Origin of the sequence: Longispora sp. NPDC051575, assembly GCF_040681875.1 — a bacterium.
GTDB lineage: Bacteria > Actinomycetota > Actinomycetes > Mycobacteriales > Micromonosporaceae > Longispora.
Window position 1 is genome coordinate 64,381 of the sequence record NZ_JBFAZP010000011.1, and the last position, 16,579, is coordinate 80,959.

The 16,579-nt window shown below is 73.0% G+C and carries 18 protein-coding genes; 6 read left to right on the forward strand and 12 right to left on the reverse strand.

From position 1 onward, the window contains the following. Positions 1-48: 48 nt before the first annotated feature. Positions 49-363 (reverse strand): co-chaperone GroES, encoded by a 315-nt coding sequence (gene groES, locus AB0M43_RS31190; protein WP_197006721.1) that lies wholly within the window; start codon positions 361-363, stop codon positions 49-51. 162 nt (positions 364-525) lie between these two features. Between groES and AB0M43_RS31195 the strand changes: the two genes are divergently transcribed. Next, positions 526-1,713: a class I SAM-dependent methyltransferase gene (locus AB0M43_RS31195; protein ID WP_363729394.1), complete on the forward strand. Its 1,188-nt coding sequence runs from the start codon at positions 526-528 to the stop codon at positions 1,711-1,713. A 288-nt stretch (positions 1,714-2,001) separates the two neighbouring features. Here the strand turns inward: AB0M43_RS31195 and AB0M43_RS31200 are convergent, their stop codons facing one another. The 3 genes from AB0M43_RS31200 to AB0M43_RS31210 all read right to left on the reverse strand — a co-directional run bounded on the left by AB0M43_RS31200 (position 2,002) and on the right by AB0M43_RS31210 (position 5,904). Next, on the reverse strand, positions 2,002-3,747 hold the full coding sequence (locus AB0M43_RS31200) for an ABC transporter ATP-binding protein (RefSeq protein ID WP_363729395.1): 1,746 nt from the start codon (positions 3,745-3,747) through the stop codon (positions 2,002-2,004). Beyond that, on the reverse strand, positions 3,744-5,438 hold the full coding sequence (locus tag AB0M43_RS31205; protein WP_363729396.1) for an ABC transporter ATP-binding protein: 1,695 nt from the start codon (positions 5,436-5,438) through the stop codon (positions 3,744-3,746). Before AB0M43_RS31205 ends, AB0M43_RS31200 begins: the two co-directional genes overlap by 4 nt. Before the next feature lie 76 nt (positions 5,439-5,514). Then, positions 5,515-5,904, reverse strand: coding sequence for a helix-turn-helix domain-containing protein (locus tag AB0M43_RS31210; RefSeq protein WP_363729397.1), 390 nt, complete (start codon positions 5,902-5,904; stop codon positions 5,515-5,517). A gap of 85 nt (positions 5,905-5,989) precedes the next feature. Between AB0M43_RS31210 and AB0M43_RS31215 the strand changes: the two genes are divergently transcribed. Genes AB0M43_RS31215 through AB0M43_RS31225 form a run of 3 tightly spaced genes read left to right on the forward strand, consistent with a single transcriptional unit; the run spans position 5,990 to position 7,620 of the window. Next, the gene (locus AB0M43_RS31215) at positions 5,990-6,907 is read left to right on the forward strand and encodes an NADP-dependent oxidoreductase (protein ID WP_363729398.1); all 918 of its coding nucleotides are present in this window, start codon (positions 5,990-5,992) and stop codon (positions 6,905-6,907) included. Positions 6,908-6,910: 3 nt separating this feature from the next. Further along, entirely contained in the window at positions 6,911-7,354 is a 444-nt protein-coding gene (gene rimI, locus AB0M43_RS31220) for a ribosomal protein S18-alanine N-acetyltransferase (protein WP_363729399.1), read from the forward strand. 11 nt (positions 7,355-7,365) lie between these two features. Next, complete coding sequence (locus tag AB0M43_RS31225; protein ID WP_363729400.1) at positions 7,366-7,620, forward strand: hypothetical protein; 255 nt, start codon at positions 7,366-7,368, stop codon at positions 7,618-7,620. 116 nt (positions 7,621-7,736) lie between these two features. On the opposite strand, the gene tsaB is transcribed toward AB0M43_RS31225, so the two are convergent. Genes tsaB through AB0M43_RS31260 form a run of 7 tightly spaced genes read right to left on the reverse strand, consistent with a single transcriptional unit; the run spans position 7,737 to position 13,373 of the window. After that, positions 7,737-8,378: a tRNA (adenosine(37)-N6)-threonylcarbamoyltransferase complex dimerization subunit type 1 TsaB gene (gene tsaB / locus AB0M43_RS31230; RefSeq protein ID WP_363729402.1), complete on the reverse strand. Its 642-nt coding sequence runs from the start codon at positions 8,376-8,378 to the stop codon at positions 7,737-7,739. Then, positions 8,359-8,808 (reverse strand): tRNA (adenosine(37)-N6)-threonylcarbamoyltransferase complex ATPase subunit type 1 TsaE, encoded by a 450-nt coding sequence (tsaE, locus tag AB0M43_RS31235; RefSeq protein ID WP_363729403.1) that lies wholly within the window; start codon positions 8,806-8,808, stop codon positions 8,359-8,361. The genes tsaB and tsaE overlap by 20 nt, the downstream gene beginning before the upstream one ends. Further along, a complete protein-coding gene (locus AB0M43_RS31240) occupies positions 8,805-9,377 on the reverse strand; it encodes a uracil-DNA glycosylase (RefSeq protein ID WP_363729405.1) in 573 nt (190 codons plus the stop codon). Before AB0M43_RS31240 ends, tsaE begins: the two co-directional genes overlap by 4 nt. Next, the gene (locus AB0M43_RS31245) at positions 9,367-10,452 is read right to left on the reverse strand and encodes an alpha/beta hydrolase (RefSeq protein WP_363729407.1); all 1,086 of its coding nucleotides are present in this window, start codon (positions 10,450-10,452) and stop codon (positions 9,367-9,369) included. Before AB0M43_RS31245 ends, AB0M43_RS31240 begins: the two co-directional genes overlap by 11 nt. Further along, a complete protein-coding gene (alr, locus tag AB0M43_RS31250; protein WP_363729409.1) occupies positions 10,449-11,558 on the reverse strand; it encodes an alanine racemase in 1,110 nt (369 codons plus the stop codon). The genes AB0M43_RS31245 and alr overlap by 4 nt, the downstream gene beginning before the upstream one ends. 4 nt (positions 11,559-11,562) lie before the next feature. Then, positions 11,563-13,002 carry an NAD(P)H-hydrate dehydratase gene (locus tag AB0M43_RS31255; RefSeq protein WP_363729410.1) on the reverse strand — a complete coding sequence of 480 codons (1,440 nt, stop codon included), beginning with the start codon at positions 13,000-13,002 and terminating at the stop codon, positions 11,563-11,565. Further along, entirely contained in the window at positions 12,999-13,373 is a 375-nt protein-coding gene (locus tag AB0M43_RS31260; RefSeq protein WP_363729411.1) for a holo-ACP synthase, read from the reverse strand. The genes AB0M43_RS31255 and AB0M43_RS31260 overlap by 4 nt, the downstream gene beginning before the upstream one ends. A gap of 125 nt (positions 13,374-13,498) precedes the next feature. Here AB0M43_RS31260 and AB0M43_RS31265 point away from each other — a divergent pair, with 125 nt between their 5' ends. Together AB0M43_RS31265 and AB0M43_RS31270 are read left to right on the forward strand one after the other, a co-directional pair. After that, positions 13,499-13,921 (forward strand): hypothetical protein, encoded by a 423-nt coding sequence (locus AB0M43_RS31265; protein WP_363729413.1) that lies wholly within the window; start codon positions 13,499-13,501, stop codon positions 13,919-13,921. Further along, positions 13,918-14,301 (forward strand): DUF5615 family PIN-like protein, encoded by a 384-nt coding sequence (locus AB0M43_RS31270; RefSeq protein ID WP_363729414.1) that lies wholly within the window; start codon positions 13,918-13,920, stop codon positions 14,299-14,301. Before AB0M43_RS31265 ends, AB0M43_RS31270 begins: the two co-directional genes overlap by 4 nt. Before the next feature lie 267 nt (positions 14,302-14,568). Here AB0M43_RS31270 and glmS read toward each other — a convergent pair whose 3' ends face one another. Beyond that, a complete protein-coding gene (gene glmS, locus AB0M43_RS31275) occupies positions 14,569-16,416 on the reverse strand; it encodes a glutamine--fructose-6-phosphate transaminase (isomerizing) (RefSeq protein WP_363729416.1) in 1,848 nt (615 codons plus the stop codon). Between the last annotated feature and the right edge of the window lie 163 nt (positions 16,417-16,579).

A 16,579-nucleotide genomic window follows, 5' to 3' on the forward strand; every position in this document is an offset into this window, starting at 1 on the left:
GAAAAAAGTGACGGGCCACCCCGCAAGGGGTGACCCGTCACTTCACGACTACTTCTCGACGACCGCGAGAACGTCGCGGGCGGACAGGATCAGGTACTCCTCGCCGGCGTACTTGACCTCGGTGCCGCCGTACTTCGAGTAGATCACCACGTCACCGACCTGGACGTCCACCGGCACGCGAGCGCCGTTGTCGTCGAAGCGGCCGGGCCCGACGGCCAGGACGGTGCCCTCCTGGGGCTTCTCCTTGGCGGTGTCGGGGATCACGAGGCCAGATGCGGTCGTGGTCTCAGCCTCGTTCGCCTGGACCACGATGCGGTCCTCGAGAGGCTTGATCGCAACCTTGGTCGCGGTGCTCATGGACATACCCTCCTGGGGTACTTGGTGTGTATGCCAACTCCACCGACGGAACCGTCGTCGCGGGTCCGGGACCGCCGAGTGCTGGCACCCTCGGGTGGAGAGTGCTAACCGAAGGTTATGTCGTGGCTGGCACTCCGTCAACCAGAGTGCCAGCCGTAAGCTGTCGTGGTGAGTCTCACCGAGCTGCGGAGCCCCGCCGGAAATGCCCTCCTGGCCCTCGCCGCCGACCTGGTGGACGGGGACCAACTGCGCGCCGTCGAGGCGCTCCGGGCCACCGGGGCCGGCCCCGAACTCGCGGGTGAGGCGCTCACCCAGGCCACCCTGCGGGCCCGCGCGGTCGGCAAGTTCGGGCCGGACGCGGCGGAGATGTTCTTCACCCGGGCCGGGCTGGAGCAGGCCACCCGGTTGACCGTGGCCGACCGGCGCGCCGCCCGGCTCGCCCGCGCCGGAGTGCGCACGATCGCGGACCTGGGTTGCGGGATCGGCGCCGACGCGCGGGCGTTCGCGAGGGCCGGCATCACGGTGTACGCGGTGGAGGCCGACCCCGGCACCGCCGAGATCGCCGCCGCGAACACCGCCGGGCTGCCCGTGACCGTCGAGCACCGCGACGCCCAGTCGGTGGACCTGTCCGGGTTCGACGCGGTGTTCTGCGACCCGGCGCGCCGGGCGGGCAACCGGCGGGTGTTCGACCCCCGGTCGTACTCGCCGCCGTGGGACTTCATCGAGAGCCTCACGAAACGGGCCGCCGTGATCAAGCTCGGGCCCGGGATCGACCACGCGCTGCTGCCGGCCGGGGCCGAGGCCGAATGGGTCAGCGTCGGCGGGGAGGTGGTCGAGGCGGCGCTGTGGTGCGACCGGCTCGCCGAGGTGCCCCGCCGGGCCACGGTGCTGCCCGCCGACCATCGCCGGAGCACGGCCGACGGCGGCGGGGACGTGGCCCAGATCACCGGGGGCGGGGACCGGGAGGCCGACGTCGGGCCGACCCGGGGATTCGTCTACGACCCCGACGGGGCCGTCATCCGGGCGCACCTGGTCGCCGAGCTGGCCGACACCCTCGGGGCGAACATCGCCGACCCGACGATCGCGTACCTCTACGCCGACGAAGTGCGCGCGACCCCCTTCGCCAGGGCGTACCGGATAGAGCTGGTGTCGCCCTTCGGGTTGAAGCGGTTGCGGGCCACCCTGCGCGACCGGGGCGTCGGGCGGCTGACCATCAAGAAGCGCGGCTCGGCCCTGGAACCGGAGGCGCTCCGCAAGCAACTCAGGCTCGACGGCCCGAACGAGGCGACGGTGATCCTGACCCGGGTGGCCGGTGCCCCGGTGACGCTGGTGTGCCAGCCGGCCGACGTTTCGTGAACCGCTGCCACGTCCGGCAGCCGGCGTCGTCCACGGCGCGTTCCCGCCAGGTCTCCTCGGCGGAGAACCGGTGACCCTCGCACTCGGCGAGCTCCCGCTCGGCGAAGTGCGTGACCGGCACGGCCAGCACGCCGACGAACAGCACGACAGCCGCTGCGCTCAGCGCCAACCGCCGCATGGTCCCCTCCCGTTGTCCCGCCTGACCGGCGCGCGGCCGGGCCGGACCGGGCGGCGCACCCCGCGCGGGGGCGCCGCCAGCGGACCGGCGGGACACAGCGTAGCGGGGAACTAGTCGTTCTTTCCGCCGTGCCAGGAACTCCACAGCGCCGAGTACGCGCCGCCGGCGGCCACCAGTTCCTCGTGGCTGCCCAGCTCGGAGATCAGCCCGTCCTCGACGACCGCGACCCGGTCCGCGTCGTGCGCGGTGTGCAGCCGGTGCGCGATCGCGATCACGGTCCGGCCCTCCAGGACGGCGGCCAGCGAACGCTCCAGGTGCCGGGCGGCCCTCGGGTCGAGCAGCGAGGTCGCCTCGTCCAGGACCAGCGTGTGCGGGTCGGCCAGGACCAGGCGGGCCAGGGCGATCTGCTGGGCCTCCGCCGGGGACAGGGTGTGCTCCCCGGAGCCGACCTTCGTCTCCAGGCCCTCGGGCAGGGCCAGCACCCAGTCCAGGGCGTCGACGGCGGCCAGCGCGGTGCGGATCTGGTCGTCGTCGGCGTCGGGGCGGGCCAGGGCCACGTTCTCCGCGAGGGTGCCGAGGAAGACGTGGTGCTCCTGGGTGACCAGGGCCACCTGGCCGCGCAGGTCGTCCAGCGGCAGTTCGATCAGGGGCACCGCGCCGACGTCGACCGAGCCGGTCCGGGGCCCGTGGATGCCGGCCAGCAGCCGGCCGAGGGTCGACTTGCCGGCCCCGGACGGGCCGACCATGGCGAGCCGTTCGCCGGGGCGGATCTCCAGGTCGATGCCGTGCAGGACGTCGCGGGTGCCGTAGGAGTACCGCACGTCGCGGGCCTCGATGTCCGAGCCGATCGGGACCTTGCCGGTGGCCTCGCGGTCGGCCGGCACCTGGGCCACGCCGAGCAGCCGGGCCAGGGAGACGCCGCCGACCTGGAGCCGGTCCAGCCAGCTGAGCAGCTCGTCCAGCGGGTTGATCAGCTGCTGGATGTACAGCACGCCGGCCACCGCCTGCGGCAGGGTCACCCAGTCGTTGGTGTAGAAGATGCCCGCCCCGAGCGCGGTGGCCGCGACCGGGAGCACGTAGCCGAACTCGACGATCGGGAACCAGACGCTGCGCAGCCACAGGGTGTAGCGCTCCGCCGCCCAGGACTCCTTCAGCGCGTCGTCGAGCCGGTCGCGGCGCCGGTCGGCGAGGCGCAGGGCCTCCACGGTGCGCGCGCCGTCGACGGTCTCGGCGAGGTTGTCGTTGATCGACGCGTACGCGGCGTTCTCGCGCAGGTAGCCGGGGGTGGCGCGCTTGAGGTACCAGCGGGTGCCGAAGTACAGCAGCGGCACGGTGACCAGCCACGGCAGGGCCATGATCGGGCTGACCAGCGCCAGCGCGCCGATCGTGAGCACCACGGTGACGATGGCGACGAGGGTGGCGGGGACCGCGTACCGCACGGCCTCGGACATCTCGTCCACGTCCCGGGAGCTGCGGGTCAGCAGGTCGCCCGAGCCGGCCTTCTCGACCGTGGACAGCGGCAGGGCCAGGGTCTGCTCGATGAAGTCCTCGCGCAGCTCGGCGAGCATCTTCTCGCCGAACTTGGCGCTGGCCAGCCGCGCGTACCGGATCAGGAGGGCCTGGACCACGAGGAACGCCGCGATGGCGATCGCGATCTTGTCCACGGTGACCCTGCTGCCGTGCTGGGATACCTCGCCCACGAGGTCGCCGAGCAGGCGCGGCGCGAACAGGCCGGACACCGCCGCGGCGGCGTAGAGGCCGACGGTCAGGAGCAGGTCGCCGGGGTGCCGGCGCATCAGGACCAGGGCGTAGCGTCGGACCTCGGGGCCGTCCGCGATCGGCAGGAGCTGTTTCACGCCTCACCTCTCGTCACAGTCGCCAGGTACCTGGGCTCGGTCTTCAACAGGTCACGGTGCGCGCCCTCCGCGACCACCTTGCCGTCCTCCACGTAGAGGACCCGGTCGGCGTGGTCGAGCATCAGCGGGCTGGTCGTGCACACCACGGTGGTGCGGCCCTCGCGGGCGCCCCGGAGCCGCTCGGCGATCCGGGCCTCGGTGTGCGCGTCGACGGCGCTGGTCGGCTCGACCAGGAGCAGCACGTCCGGGTCGATGAGCAGGGCCCGGACCAGCCGGAGCCGCTGCTGCTGGCCGCCGGAGAAGGACCGGCCGCGCTGGGCGACGTGCTCGGCGAGCCCGTCGGGCAGGGCCTCGACGATGTCGGTGGCGCTCGCCACCCGCAGCGCTTCGTCGAGGGTCGCGTCGTCGGCCGCGCCGGTCGGGTCGAGTTCGGCGCGCAGTTCGCCGGCGAAGATCAGCGACTCGTTGTCGGCGACCAGGATGCGTTCGCGCACGGCGGCCAGGGGCGCGTCGCGGAGCGGAACCCCACCCCAGGTCACGACACTTTCGGTGTACCGGCCGAGCCGGTCGACGATCGCCGCCGCGTCCTCCGGGGTGGCCGCCGCGATCGCGGTCAGCCGGCCGGGCCCGACGACGGTGCCCGACTCGGGGTCGTGCAGTTCCCCGCCGGTGGGCAGGACCGCGTCCCCGGTCGAGACGACCTCGGGTTCGAGGGTGAGGATGCGGACGACCCGCTTGGCCGCCACGTTCGCCTTGATCATCTTGTCGGCGACCTCGGTCAGGGTGCGCATCGGCGTGACCATGAAGGCCGCGTACCCGTAGAAGGAGACCAGTTGGCCCGGGGTCACGTCACCGGCCAGGGCCAGACGGGCCCCCACCCAGGTGACCAGGACCAGGAACACGCCCGGGATCAGGAACTGGGCGGCCTCCAGCAGCGACTGGACCCGGCCCACCCGGACCCCGGAGTGCCGGACCCGCTGGGACTCGGCGCGGTAGCGCTCGTTGAAGGCCTGCTCGCCGCCGACCCCGCGCAGCACCCGCAGCCCGGCGACGATGTCGTTGGCCCGGGAGGTCAGGCCGCCGTACAGCTCGCGCTGGGCGCTCTGCCTGCGGTGCAGCGGGCGGAACAGCGGGCCGATCAGGGAGAGCAGCAGCGGCACGCCGACGAGCACCAGCAGGCCGAGCTTGACCGAGGTGCTGAGCATGATCGCGGCGATCACGAAGATGGCGATCACCGCGCCGCTGCCCCGGCCGAGCACGTCGATCGCGCTGCCGATCCGGGACACGTCGGAGTTGCCGACCGCGACGACCTCGCCGGCCGCGAGCCGCTTCGGCAGGGTCGCGCCGAGGCGGGTGGCCTGCCGGCCGGTGACCTGGATCGTGCGGTAGGCGGCGGCCAGCCAGTTCGTCACGGCGAACCGGTGCCGGGCCAGACCGGAGGCCACGATCACCAGGCCGAGGACCAGGATCATGCCGGTCCAGGTCAGGAGCCCGGAGAGGTCCTTGGCCCCGATCTTGTCGATGGACTTGCCCACGGTGTAGGGCAACAGGGACTGGGCGACCATCCAGACGATGCCGAAACTGACCAGGCCGGCGACCGCCGAACCCTGCATGCGGATCACCCACAGCAGGTAGCGGGTGGCCGAACGGACATCGGGCTCGCCGGGATCGGCTTCGGGAAGTTTTCGCATGGCGCACCCGACGCTACGCGGATCGGCTCCGGAACGCCTCCCGTTTTCGGTGTGACATGTAAGGGGTGAACGGTGGCTAGACCGCTACGAGTTCCCGGGTGTCGTACGCCACCCGGGCCGCCTCCACCGCGTCCGTGTTCTCCTCGGCCCACGCCCGGAGCTGGGCGGTGAGCACCAGGACACTGCGGCCGAGGTCCGCGAGCGAGTACTCCACCCGGGGCGGGGTGGTCGGGTACACCCGGCGGTGCAGCAGGCCGTCGCGTTCGAGGGTGCGCAGGGTCTGGGTGAGCACCTTCTGGCTGATCCCGTCGAGCCGGCGGCGCAGCTCCCCGAAGCGCATCGGGCCGTCGGTGAGCGCGCAGATCGCCAGCAGCGCCCACTTGTCGGCGAGCATGTCGAGCACCTGACGGGACGGGCACGCCTTGAGGAAGCTGTCGTGCCAGGTGGCTCCGCAGTCGGTTTCCATGAGGTACCTATAGCACAAATTACTGCCTACTTCCCAACGGATACCGCCTCTGCGCAGGATGGAATCCGACGGAGAGGAGCACGAGATGCGTGCGATGCAGGCCCAGAAGTACGGCGACCCGATCACCCTGGTCGAGCTGCCCGTCCCCGCCCCGGCGGCCGGCGAGGTGCTGGTCCGGGTGGCGGCGGCCGGCGTGAACCCGGTCGACTGGAAGGCGCACGCCGGCCACGTCGCGAGCTGGTTCGACGGCGGGCCCTACGTGTGGGGCTGGGACGTGTCCGGCACCGTCGAGGCGGTCGGCGAGGGGGTCACCGCGTTCGCGGCCGGCGACGAGGTCTACGGCATGCCCCGGTTCCCGGACCTGGTCGGCGGCTACGCGGAGTACGTGACGGCCCCGGTCGACGCCATCGCCGCCAAGCCGGCCGGGCTCGACCACGTGGGAGCCGCCGCGCTGCCCCTGGCCGGCCTCACCGCGCTCCAGGCCCTCGACGTGGCCGGGGTCACCGCCGGGCAGCGGGTGCTCGTGCACGCCGCGGCCGGCGGGGTGGGGCACCTGGCGGTGCAGGTGGCGAAGGCGCGCGGCGCGTACGTCGTCGGCACCGCCCGGGCCGCCAACCACGGGTTCCTCCGCTCGATCGGGGTGGACGAGCCGGTGGACTACACCGTGCCGGGCTGGCTGGAGGCCCTGGAAAAGGTCGACGCGGTACTCGACGGCATGAACGACCCGGCCCTGGTGGCCGCCCTGAAGCCCGGGGGCATCGTGGTGACCCTGCCCGCCGGCCTGAGCCCCGAGATGACCGGGGCGGCCGAACGGGCCGGCGTGCGGGCCGTCGGGCACCTGGTGTTCCCCGACGGCCCCGGGCTGCGCGCGCTCACCGCGCTGGTCGACGCGGGCGCCCTGCGGGTCGAGATCGCCGAGACCCTGGCGCTGGAGGACGTGGCCAAGGCACACGAGCTGGTGGCCACCGGTCGGACCCGGGGCAAGGTGGTGCTTACCATCTGAAGGATGCGACCCGAACTCGTGACCCTCGAACCGCTCGTCCGCGCGCACGTGCCGGCGGTCCTGGCCATCGAGAAGGAGTTGTTCGGCCGCGAGGCGTGGAGCCGGTGGATGGTGCAGAGCGAGCTGGACGAGGGGCACCACTACCGGGCGGCGATGTCCGGCGGCGAGCTCGTCGGGTACGCGGGCCTGGCCGTCGTCGACGACACCGAGGCCTGGGTGCAGAACATCGCGGTCCGGGCGGAGAGCCAGGGTCACGGGATCGGCCGGCTGCTGCTGGAGGACCTCCTCGCGGCGGCCGGCGACCGGACCGTCGGGCTGGAGGTGGCCACCGACAACCCGGCCCAGCGGCTCTACGCCCGGTACGGCTTCGAGATCGTCGGCGTCCGGAAACGCTACTACCAGCCGAGCGGCAAAGACGCTCTGGTCATGCTGAGGGGGCGGCCCTAGTGTCAACAGACGTGATGGTGCGCATGTGGGAGGTCAGGGCCGAGCCGGACGGGTTCGAGGAGCTGCTGGCCTGGATCTGTGAGTACGCCGTCCCCAACGTCGAGCACCATCCGTCCCATCTGGACAGCGAGGTGTTCAGCTCCACCGACGACCGGATCGTGTGGCTGTCGCGGTGGCGGGGGTTGCCCGCGCCGCTGCCGAGCCCGCCGGCCAGGTTGGTGGCGCGGCCGCCGCATTCGTGGGACTTCACACCCGTCGAGTTCTAGAGGGGTACTGCGGGGCGCGGCGCCAGGCCCTGGCCGAGCTGGTGCCCGGGTGGGCGCGGACCGGGCGCGCCAGGCCTTGGCCGGCCCCATGCCCGGGTCGGCTCCGGACCGGCGCGCTAGGCCCGGGGTGCCTTCGGCGTCGGGGGCACGGCGTCCGGGCGGCGCAGGTAGAGCGGGGTCAGCTTCTCGTCCGGGGCGCCCGACCGGATCCGCTCCGCCGCGAGCTCCCCGAACGCGCGCACCGACGGGTACAGCGGCTCGTCGAGCACCGGCACGCCCAGCGGGTACAGGTGCGCGCCCGCGCCGACCGCCGCCTCGTAGTCGCCGGAGATGTCGGCCGGCTTCGCGACGGACGGGCCGGTGACGGGGAGCCCGTCGGCGTACACCCCGTAGTAGAGCTCCTTGCGGCGCGCGTCGGTCGCCACCAGCAGCCGGCCGACGGTGCCGTGCCCCAGCGCGTCGAGGGTGCCGACGGCGTAGGTCGGGATGCCCAGCGCGTGGCCGAGGGCGGTGGCCGTGACCAGCCCGACCCGCAGGCCCGTGAACGGCCCCGGACCGACCCCGGCGACGATCGCCTTGAGGTCCTTCGTCACGAAGCCGGCCTCGGTCAGCGCCAGCCGGATCGACGGGGCGAGCAGCTCGCCGTGCGCCTTGCCGTTGACCGTGACCTTCTCCGCCAGCACCTCCACCGACTCGCCGACTTCCAGGACGCCGGCCGTCACCGCCGCCGTAGCCGTGTCAATCACCAAGGTCAGCACGGGTCAGCCTCTCCGTCCAGGAGTCGCCATGCGGCTCCAGCGTCACGATCCGGGTGTCGTCGTCCAGCCGGTCGAGCCGGATCTCCAGGTACTCCTCGACCATCCGCTCCACCAGCCCGTGGCCCCACTCCACGACCGTGACCGCCTCCTCGGCGGTGGCGTCGAGGTCCAGGTCGTCCACCTCGCCGATCGAGCCCAGCCGGTACGCGTCCACGTGCACCATCGGCAGCGGCCCCGGATGCACCCGGGCGATCACGAACGTCGGACTGGTCACCGCGCCGGACACCCCCAGCCCGGTACCGATGCCCTGGGCCAGCGCCGTCTTGCCCGCGCCGAGCGGACCGGTCAGTACCAGCAGGTCACCGGGTTGGAGGTAGAGCGCGAGCCGGACGCCGAACGCGCGGGTGTCGTCCACGGTCGGAAACTTCACAGCGAGTCCCCCAACAGTCGGGCGGCCAGGGCCAGGTCGTCTCTGAGCGCGGCGAGGGGCTTGCCGTTCGGGCCGAACCGGATGGCGGCCGACGGGTGGTAGGTCGCGACCACGGCACGCCCGTCGACCTCGTGCACCACACCACGCACCCCCGCCAGGGTAGTCCTGGGTCCGAGGAACCATGTCGCCGCGGTCAGTCCCAGCGCGACGATCAGGCGGGGATTGAGGAGGTCCAGCTGGGCCGCCAGCCACGGCCTGCAGTTGTCCACCTCGGCGGCCCGGGGCGTGCGGTTGCCGGGCGGGCGGCACTTGATCGCGCTCAGCACCGCCGTCTCGCGCCGGGCCAGGCCCGCGTCCGCGAGGAGCTGGTCGAGGAGCTGGCCGGACAGCCCGACGAACGGCCGGCCCGCCGCGTCCTCCTGTGCGCCCGGAGCCTCGCCGACCACCGCGAGCCGGCGGGTGAACATGCCCGGCTCGCCGGGGACCACGGTGTTGCGGGACGCGACGAGATCCTTGCAGAGGACGCAGGCGCGGATCCGGGTCGTCAGGTCGTCCCAGTCACCGTTCACGCCGCGACACCCGGCTCAGCAGGTCGGTCAGGGCCTCGGTGACGGGGACCGGGTGCTCCAGCAGCGCCAGGTGCCCGCCGTCGGCGATCGCGACGAACTCGGCGTGCGGCAGCAGCCGGACGATCTCCTCACCGTGGCTGCGCGGCGTGAACAGGTCCTTGTCCCCGGCGATGACCAGCACCTCCCGGTCCGCGAACGCGACCAGCGCCTCGGCCCGGGAATGGCTCAACAGCGTCTTGAGATACCCCGCGATGATCTCCACCGAGGTACGGGAGATCATCCGCTCCACGTAGGAGACCAGGGCCGGGCTCGGTTTGGGGCTGCCGAAGCCGTACTTGCGGGTCAGCAGCCAGAACAGGTCCGTCGAGGCCCGGCGCGCCCGGTCGATCGCGCCCGGGGTCAGCCGGCCCGCCGTGGAGAGCACCGGCAGAATCGGCTTGCGGAGCACCCCCAGCAGCGCCGGCAGCCCGAACGTCACCTCGTCGAGCTTGCCGGAGGACGTGTTGATCAGGGCCACGCCGACGATCCGTCTGCGGATCAGGTCCGGCCACTGTTCGGCCAGCGCCATGATGGCCATCGCGCCCATCGAGTGGCCGACCAGCACGATCGGGCCCGTCGGGGTGGTCTCCTCGATGACGCGGCGCAGGGTCGCGGCCAGGGCGCCGAGGTCGTAGTCGCCGGCGGCGAGCCTGCCGGAGCGGCCGTGGCCGGGCTGGTCGAAGAACACCATCCGGTACTGGCGCCAGAGGGCCTTGCGCTGGAAGTGGAACGTGCCCATGTCCAGGCAGAAGCCGTGCACGAACAGGAGCGTCGGCTCGGGCCTGGCCTTGGCCGTACCCGGCTTCGCCTTCTCGCGTTTGCAGATCTCCACGTAGATGTCGACGTCGTCCTCGGTGACGACGGTGCGCTGCTCGTCGAAGGGCAGCCGGTCGAACGGCTCGCCCGCGCACGGGTCCTCGGCGACCCGGCGGGTGCGGCGGACCAGGACCCGTTCGGCGGCCACGCCGGCCGCGACCCCGGCCGCGGCCACGCCGAGGAGGGCGCCGATGACGCCGACCTTCTTCTTCCGGCTCACCGGTACACCCGGGGGATGCGGCGCTGGCTGCCGAAGCTGGTCAGCACCTCGTAGTTGATGGTGCCCAGGACCCCGGCCCAGTCGTCGGCCGTCGGCTCCCCGTCGTCGCCCGGCCCGAACAGGGTCGCGATGTCGCCCGCGTGCACGTCGTCGTCCCCGCAGTCCACCACGAACTGGTCCATGGCGACCCGGCCCGCGATCGACCGGCGCGCGCCCCCGAGCTGCACCGGGCCGACGCCGGACGCGGTGCGCGGCAGGCCGTCGAAGTACCCGATCGGCACCAGGGCCAGCGTCGACTCCCCGGCCGTCGCGTACGTCAGGCCGTAGGAGACGCCGTGGCCGGCCGGCACCCGCTTGGTCAGGGCGACCCGGGCCCGCACGGTCATCGCCGGCCGGAGCCCGAAGTCGCGCCCCGGGATCGGGGTCAGCCCGTACATCGCCACCCCGAGCCGGATCACGTCGAAGTGCGCGTCGGGGCGGGTGAGGATGGCGGCCGAGTTGGCCATGTGCCGCTGGGCGGGGCGCAGCCCGGCGGTGGAGGCGACGTCGAGCGCCCACGCGTACCGCTCCAGCTGGAGGTCGTTGGCCGGGTGTTCCGGCTCGTCGGAGCACGCGAAGTGGCTCCACACGCCGACGACCTCGACCAGGCCGGTGGCCTCGGCCTTCGCGGCGGCCTCGACCAGCTCCAGCCAGTCGCGGGGCTGCGCGCCGTTGCGGCCCAGCCCGGTGTCGACCTTGAGGTGCAGCCGCGCGTTCCGGCCGGCCGTCGCCGCGCCCGCGGTCACCTCGGCCAGCTCGGTCAGGGAGGCGGCCGACAGCTCGATGTCGGCGGCCACGGCCTGCTCGCGGGGCTGACCGGGGGCCAGCAGCCAGGCCAGCACGGGGGCGGTGATCCCGGCGTCGCGCAGTTCCAGGGCCTCGGACAGGGTCGCGACGCCCAGCCGGGTCGCGCCCGCCGACAGGGCCGCGCGGGCGACCTGGACCGCCCCGTGCCCGTACCCGTCGGCCTTGACGACCGCCATGACCTCGGCCGACGTGCCCGAGCACACCCGCGCCACGTTGGCCCGGATCGCGCCCAACTCGATGCTCGCCTCGGCCTGCCACATGCCGTTAACCGTAGCTGAGCACCTCGGCGACCACGTTCCGGAGCGCGCCGGCCACGTCGGAGGCGGTCACCGGGCCGGCCTGCGCGGCGTGTTGCCCGGCGAGTCCGTGCACGTACGCCGCGCACACCGCCGCCCAGGTCGGCTCGACCCCGCCGGCCAGCAGGGAGCCCAGCAGCCCGGCCAGCACGTCCCCCGTGCCGGCGGTGGCCAACGCCCGGGTACCCGTCGGGTTGACGAACGCCGTGCCGTCCGGGGCCGCCACGATGGTCCGGGGCCCCTTGAGCAGGACCGTGGCGCCCATCTGGCGGGCCAGGCCGCGCGCGGCGGCCACCCGGTCGGGGCCGGGCGGGGCGCCGGCCAGCCGCTCATACTCCCCGTCGTGCGGGGTCACGACCAGCGGTACCTCCCGGCCGGCGAGCCAGTCCGGGTGGGTGGAGATCAGGGTCAGCGCGTCGGCGTCCAGGCACAGCGGCACCCGTTCGGCGATCGCGGTGCGCAGGTCCGCCTGGGCCGGGGAGTCCAGGCTGAGCCCCGGGCCGACCACCCAGGCCTGCACCCGGCCCGCGTCGGACACCCGGTCGGTGACGACGACGTGCGGGTGCCGGTCCCGGACGGCGGAGGCGCCCGCGCCCGCGTACCGGATGTAGCCGGTCGGGCCCGCCGAGGCCCCGGCAACCGCCAGGACACCGGCACCGGGGTACCGCCGGGAGCCGGCCGACACCCCGACCACCCCCCGGGTGTACTTGTCGTCGTAGCTGCGCGACCGGGGCCAGTGCGCGTGGATGTCCGCCAGGTCGGGAATGTTGAGGTCGGTCGCCGGCAGGGTCAGCCCGATGTCCACCACCTCGACCTGCCCCACGTACCGCGCGCCCTCGCCCACCACCAGCCCCGGCTTCAGGCAGCCGAACGTCACGGTCACGTCCGCGCGCAGCGCCCGGCCCGGCACGTCCCCGGTGTCGGCGTCCACGCCGCTGGGCACGTCGACGGCCACCACCGGCGCGTTCGCGGGCAGTTCCGGCAGTTCGACCCGGAGCGGGCCGGACGCGCCGATGCCGACGATCCCGTCGAGGACCAGGTCGGGGCTGCCTACGGCGGTGACGACCCGCCCGCCGGCCGCCCGGAGCGCGGCGAGCCCGGCCTCGTGCACCCGGACGCCACCTGGCCGGGCAGGCCCTGAGCCCGGGTCGTCCGCGCGTTGGGAGCCCAGCAGCAGCGCCGACACCTGCGCGCCCCGCCGGGCCAGCAACGCCCCCGCGAACAGCGCGTCGCCCCCGTTGTCACCGGAACCGACGAGGAGCAGCACCCGGGCCCCGTACACCCGGGGCAGGATCTCCGCACAGCGGCGGGCGAGGCCGGCGGCGGCCCGGGCCATCAGCGGCTCCCCGGCGGCCAGCAGCGGAGCCTCCGCCGCCCGGACGGCGGCGACGCCCCAGACGCCTCTCACAGCTCCCCCTCCGCCACCACCATGGCCGAGGCGATCCCCCCGTCGTGCGACAGCGACAGATGCCACCGCGCCACCCCCCGCGACGTCGCCGCCGCCGCCACGGTGCCGGACACCGTCAGCCACGGCCGGCCGTCGGGGTCGGTGACGATCTCGCAGTCGTGCCACATCAGCCCGCTGGGCGCGCCCAACGCCTTGGCCACGGCCTCCTTGGCCGCGAACCGGGCCGCGAGGGATTCCGGGGCGCGCGGGTTGCCGGAGGAGGTGAGCCGCTCGGACTCGGTGAACAGCCGCTCGGAGAGCAGGGGCGTGCGGAGCAGCGCCTGGGTGAACCGCTCGACCAGGACGACGTCTATCCCAACCCCGACAATCATGCCGTTCACCCTATTGGTTCCGTCGTGACCGGGGCTGTGCCGGTGCCGCACTCCCGCACGATGGGAGAACTTCACTCACGCCCCGGGAGTGGCGACGCTGTAGTGCACGCGCTACGGTGTAGTGCATGTCCACGCCTCTCTCTGTGCGTTTTGAGGAACAACTCCTCACCCGGCTGCGCCGCCGCGCCGCCGGCACCCCCGGTGCGAGCGTGTCCGGGCTGGTCCAGCGGCTGGTCGACGAGGGGCTCCGGCTCGCCGAGCACCCCGGCATCGTGTTCAAGGACGGCCCCAGCGGCCGGCGCGCGGCCCTGATCGCCGGGCCCGACGTCTGGGAGGTCGTCCAGGTGCTCCGCGAGGTCGACGAGCGCGGCCCGTCCGCCGTCGCCGCCACCGCCGAGATCCTGTCGCTCCAGCAACCCCAGATCAAGATCGCCATTCGGTACTACGCGGACCACTCCGCCGAGATCGACTTCGAGATAGCCCAGGCAGACGCTGAGTCCGCAGCGGCCCAGGCAGCCTGGGAGGCCGAGCAGCGGCTGCTCGCGTGAAGATCCTCCTCGACGAGATGCATTCCCCCGCCGTCGCCCGCGCCCTGCGCGCCCTGCACCACGACGTCATCGCGATCGCCGAGCACCCCGAACTCCGGTCCCTCCCCGACGACGAGGTCTACCTGTACGCGGTGGCCCACGACCGGTGCGTCGTCACCGAGAACGTGAAGGACTTCCGCCGGCTGCACGCGCGGGCCGAGGAGACCGGCGCGCCCCGGACCCGGCTGCTGTACACGAGCAGTCGGACGTTCAAGCGGAGCCGGCGGGACTTCGGGCCGTTCGTGGAGGCGCTGGTGGCGTGGATCGGGGCGCCGCACGCGGCCGGTACGGAGGCCTGGCTGAAGGCGCCCCGGCCACGACCGGTGGGTGGGTCGGCCTAGGTGGCGACGCGGGCGCCGGGGCCGCGCTCGGGCTAGCCCGAGCGCCGAACGCGCACTTCGCCGGGGTCACACGATCACTGAAGTGCTGATGCGCGGCGGTCCAGGCGCGTGGCGTAACCGTCTGATGTTCGTGGTCTTCGGTTCTTGACCTGATGGCCGGCCGCGCCGGACGCCTGCCGCCGGACCCCGCCGGACGCGCCGGACAGCTCCCCGGACGCGGCGGGGCCCCGCACGCGCGTCGCATGCGGGGCCCCGACCAGCACGGATCTACTCGACGGTGACCGACTTCGCCAGGTTCCGGGGCTGGTCCACGTCGTGCCCCCGGGTCGCCGCGATCTCCGCCGCGAGCACCTGCATCGGCACCGCGGTCATCAGCGGCGCGAGCAGGGTCGGCGTGGAGGGCACGTAGATCAGGTCGTCGGCGAACTGGGCGACGTCGAGGTCGCCCTCCTCGGCGATGACGATGGTCCGCGCGCCCCGGGCCCGGACCTCCTGGATGTTCGACACGATCTTGTCCCGGAGGATGCTCCGGCCGCGCGGCGACGGCACGATGCAGATCACGGGGGTGCCCTGGTCGATGAGCGCGATCGGGCCGTGCTTGAGTTCGCCGGCCGCGAAGCCCTCCGCGTGGATGTACGCGAGCTCCTTCAGCTTCAGCGCGCCCTCCAGTGCCACCGGGTAGCCGACGTGCCGGCCGATGAACAGCACGGTCGGCGCGGCGGACAGGTCCCGGGCGAGCTGGCGGACCGGGGTCATCTCGCTGAGCAGGCGGGCGACCTTGTCGGGGGTGGCCTGGAGCTCGGTGAGCACGGCCCCGACCTCGTCGGCGTACTTGACCCCGCGGACCTGGGCCAGGTGCAGCCCGACCAGGTAGCAGGCGGCGAGCTGGGTGAGGAACGCCTTGGTGGAGGCGACGGCGACCTCGGGCCCGCCCCGGGTGTAGAGCACGGCGTCGGACTCGCGCGGGATGGTCGATCCGTTGGTGTTGCAGATGGCCAGCACCCGGGCCTTCTGGCCCTTCGCGTGCCGCAGCGCCATGATCGTGTCCATGGTCTCGCCGGACTGGGAGATCACGATCACGAGGGTGGACCGGTCGAGGACCGGGTCGCGGTACCGGAACTCGCTGGCCAGCTCCACCTCGCACGGGATCCGGGTCCAGTGCTCGATCGCGTACTTCGCGACCAGCCCCGTGTTGAACGACGTCCCGCAGGCCACGATGAAGATCTTGTCCACGTCGCGCAGGTCCTGGTCGGTGAGCCGGACCTCGTCGAGCAGGATCTCGCCGGAGTCGGTGAGCCGGCCCCGGAGCGTGTCGGCGAGCGCGTGCGGCTGCTCGTCGATCTCCTTGAGCATGAACCAGTCGTAGCCGCCCTTCTCGGCGGCGCTCGCGTCCCAGTCGACGTGGTAGTCGGTCCCGGTTTCCGGGTGCCCGTCGAAGTCGGTGATCTCGATCGACTCGGGGGTGATGGTGACGACCTGGTCCTGGCCGAGTTCGACGGCGTCGCGGGTGTGCTCGATGAACGCGGACACGTCGGAGGCGAGGAAGTTCTCCCCGACGCCCCGGCCGACGACGAGCGGCGAGTTGCGCCGGGCCCCGACGACGACGCCGGGCTCCTCGGCCCGCACGGCGAGCAGCGTGAACGCGCCCTCCAGCTGGGCGACGACGGCGCGCATCGCGTGGGTGAGGTCCTTCGAACCGTTGGCCAGCGCGGCCTGGATCAGGTGCGCGACGACCTCGGAGTCGGTGTCGGACGCGAACTCGATCCCGGCGGCGGTCAGCTCGGTGCGCAGGTGGGAGAAGTTCTCGATGATGCCGTTGTGGATGACGGCGACCCGCTCGTCGGCGGACAGGTGCGGGTGCGCGTTGCGGTCGGTGGGCCCGCCGTGGGTCGCCCACCGGGTGTGCCCGATCCCGGTGGAGCCGGTCAGCTCGACCTCGCCGAGTTCCTTCTCCAGGTTGGCCAGCTTGCCGGCCTTCTTGACGGACCGCAGGGTCTCGCCCTCGACGATCGCGACGCCGGCGGAGTCATAGCCCCGGTACTCCAGCCGGCGCAGGCCGTCCACCACGATACCCAGGGCCGAGCGGCCCCCTACATAACCGACGATGCCACACATGAGGGAGAGCCTAGCCGAGTTTCAAGCAAAGTGCATGCTCACATGGTGCACCTTTGCGCAGGGTATTTGCTTGAAACACGGTTACTCCAGCCAGGTCCGCGCCCGAAGATCCATCGATATGCCTATCATCCGTCTTCCTCATGACGAAGGGTGTCCAATCGGC

Coding starts and splice junctions, on each gene's coding strand:
- groES (WP_197006721.1), bottom strand. CDS start 363: ATGTCCATGAGCACCGCGACCAAGGTTGCGATCAAGCCTCTCGAGGAC.
- AB0M43_RS31205 (WP_363729396.1), bottom strand. CDS start 5,438: ATGCGAAAACTTCCCGAAGCCGATCCCGGCGAGCCCGATGTCCGTTCG.
- AB0M43_RS31210 (WP_363729397.1), bottom strand. CDS start 5,904: ATGGAAACCGACTGCGGAGCCACCTGGCACGACAGCTTCCTCAAGGCG.
- AB0M43_RS31215 (WP_363729398.1), top strand. CDS start 5,990: ATGCGTGCGATGCAGGCCCAGAAGTACGGCGACCCGATCACCCTGGTC.
- rimI (WP_363729399.1), top strand. CDS start 6,911: ATGCGACCCGAACTCGTGACCCTCGAACCGCTCGTCCGCGCGCACGTG.
- alr (WP_363729409.1), bottom strand. CDS start 11,558: ATGTGGCAGGCCGAGGCGAGCATCGAGTTGGGCGCGATCCGGGCCAAC.
- AB0M43_RS31260 (WP_363729411.1), bottom strand. CDS start 13,373: ATGATTGTCGGGGTTGGGATAGACGTCGTCCTGGTCGAGCGGTTCACC.
- AB0M43_RS31265 (WP_363729413.1), top strand. CDS start 13,499: ATGTCCACGCCTCTCTCTGTGCGTTTTGAGGAACAACTCCTCACCCGG.
- glmS (WP_363729416.1), bottom strand. CDS start 16,416: ATGTGTGGCATCGTCGGTTATGTAGGGGGCCGCTCGGCCCTGGGTATC.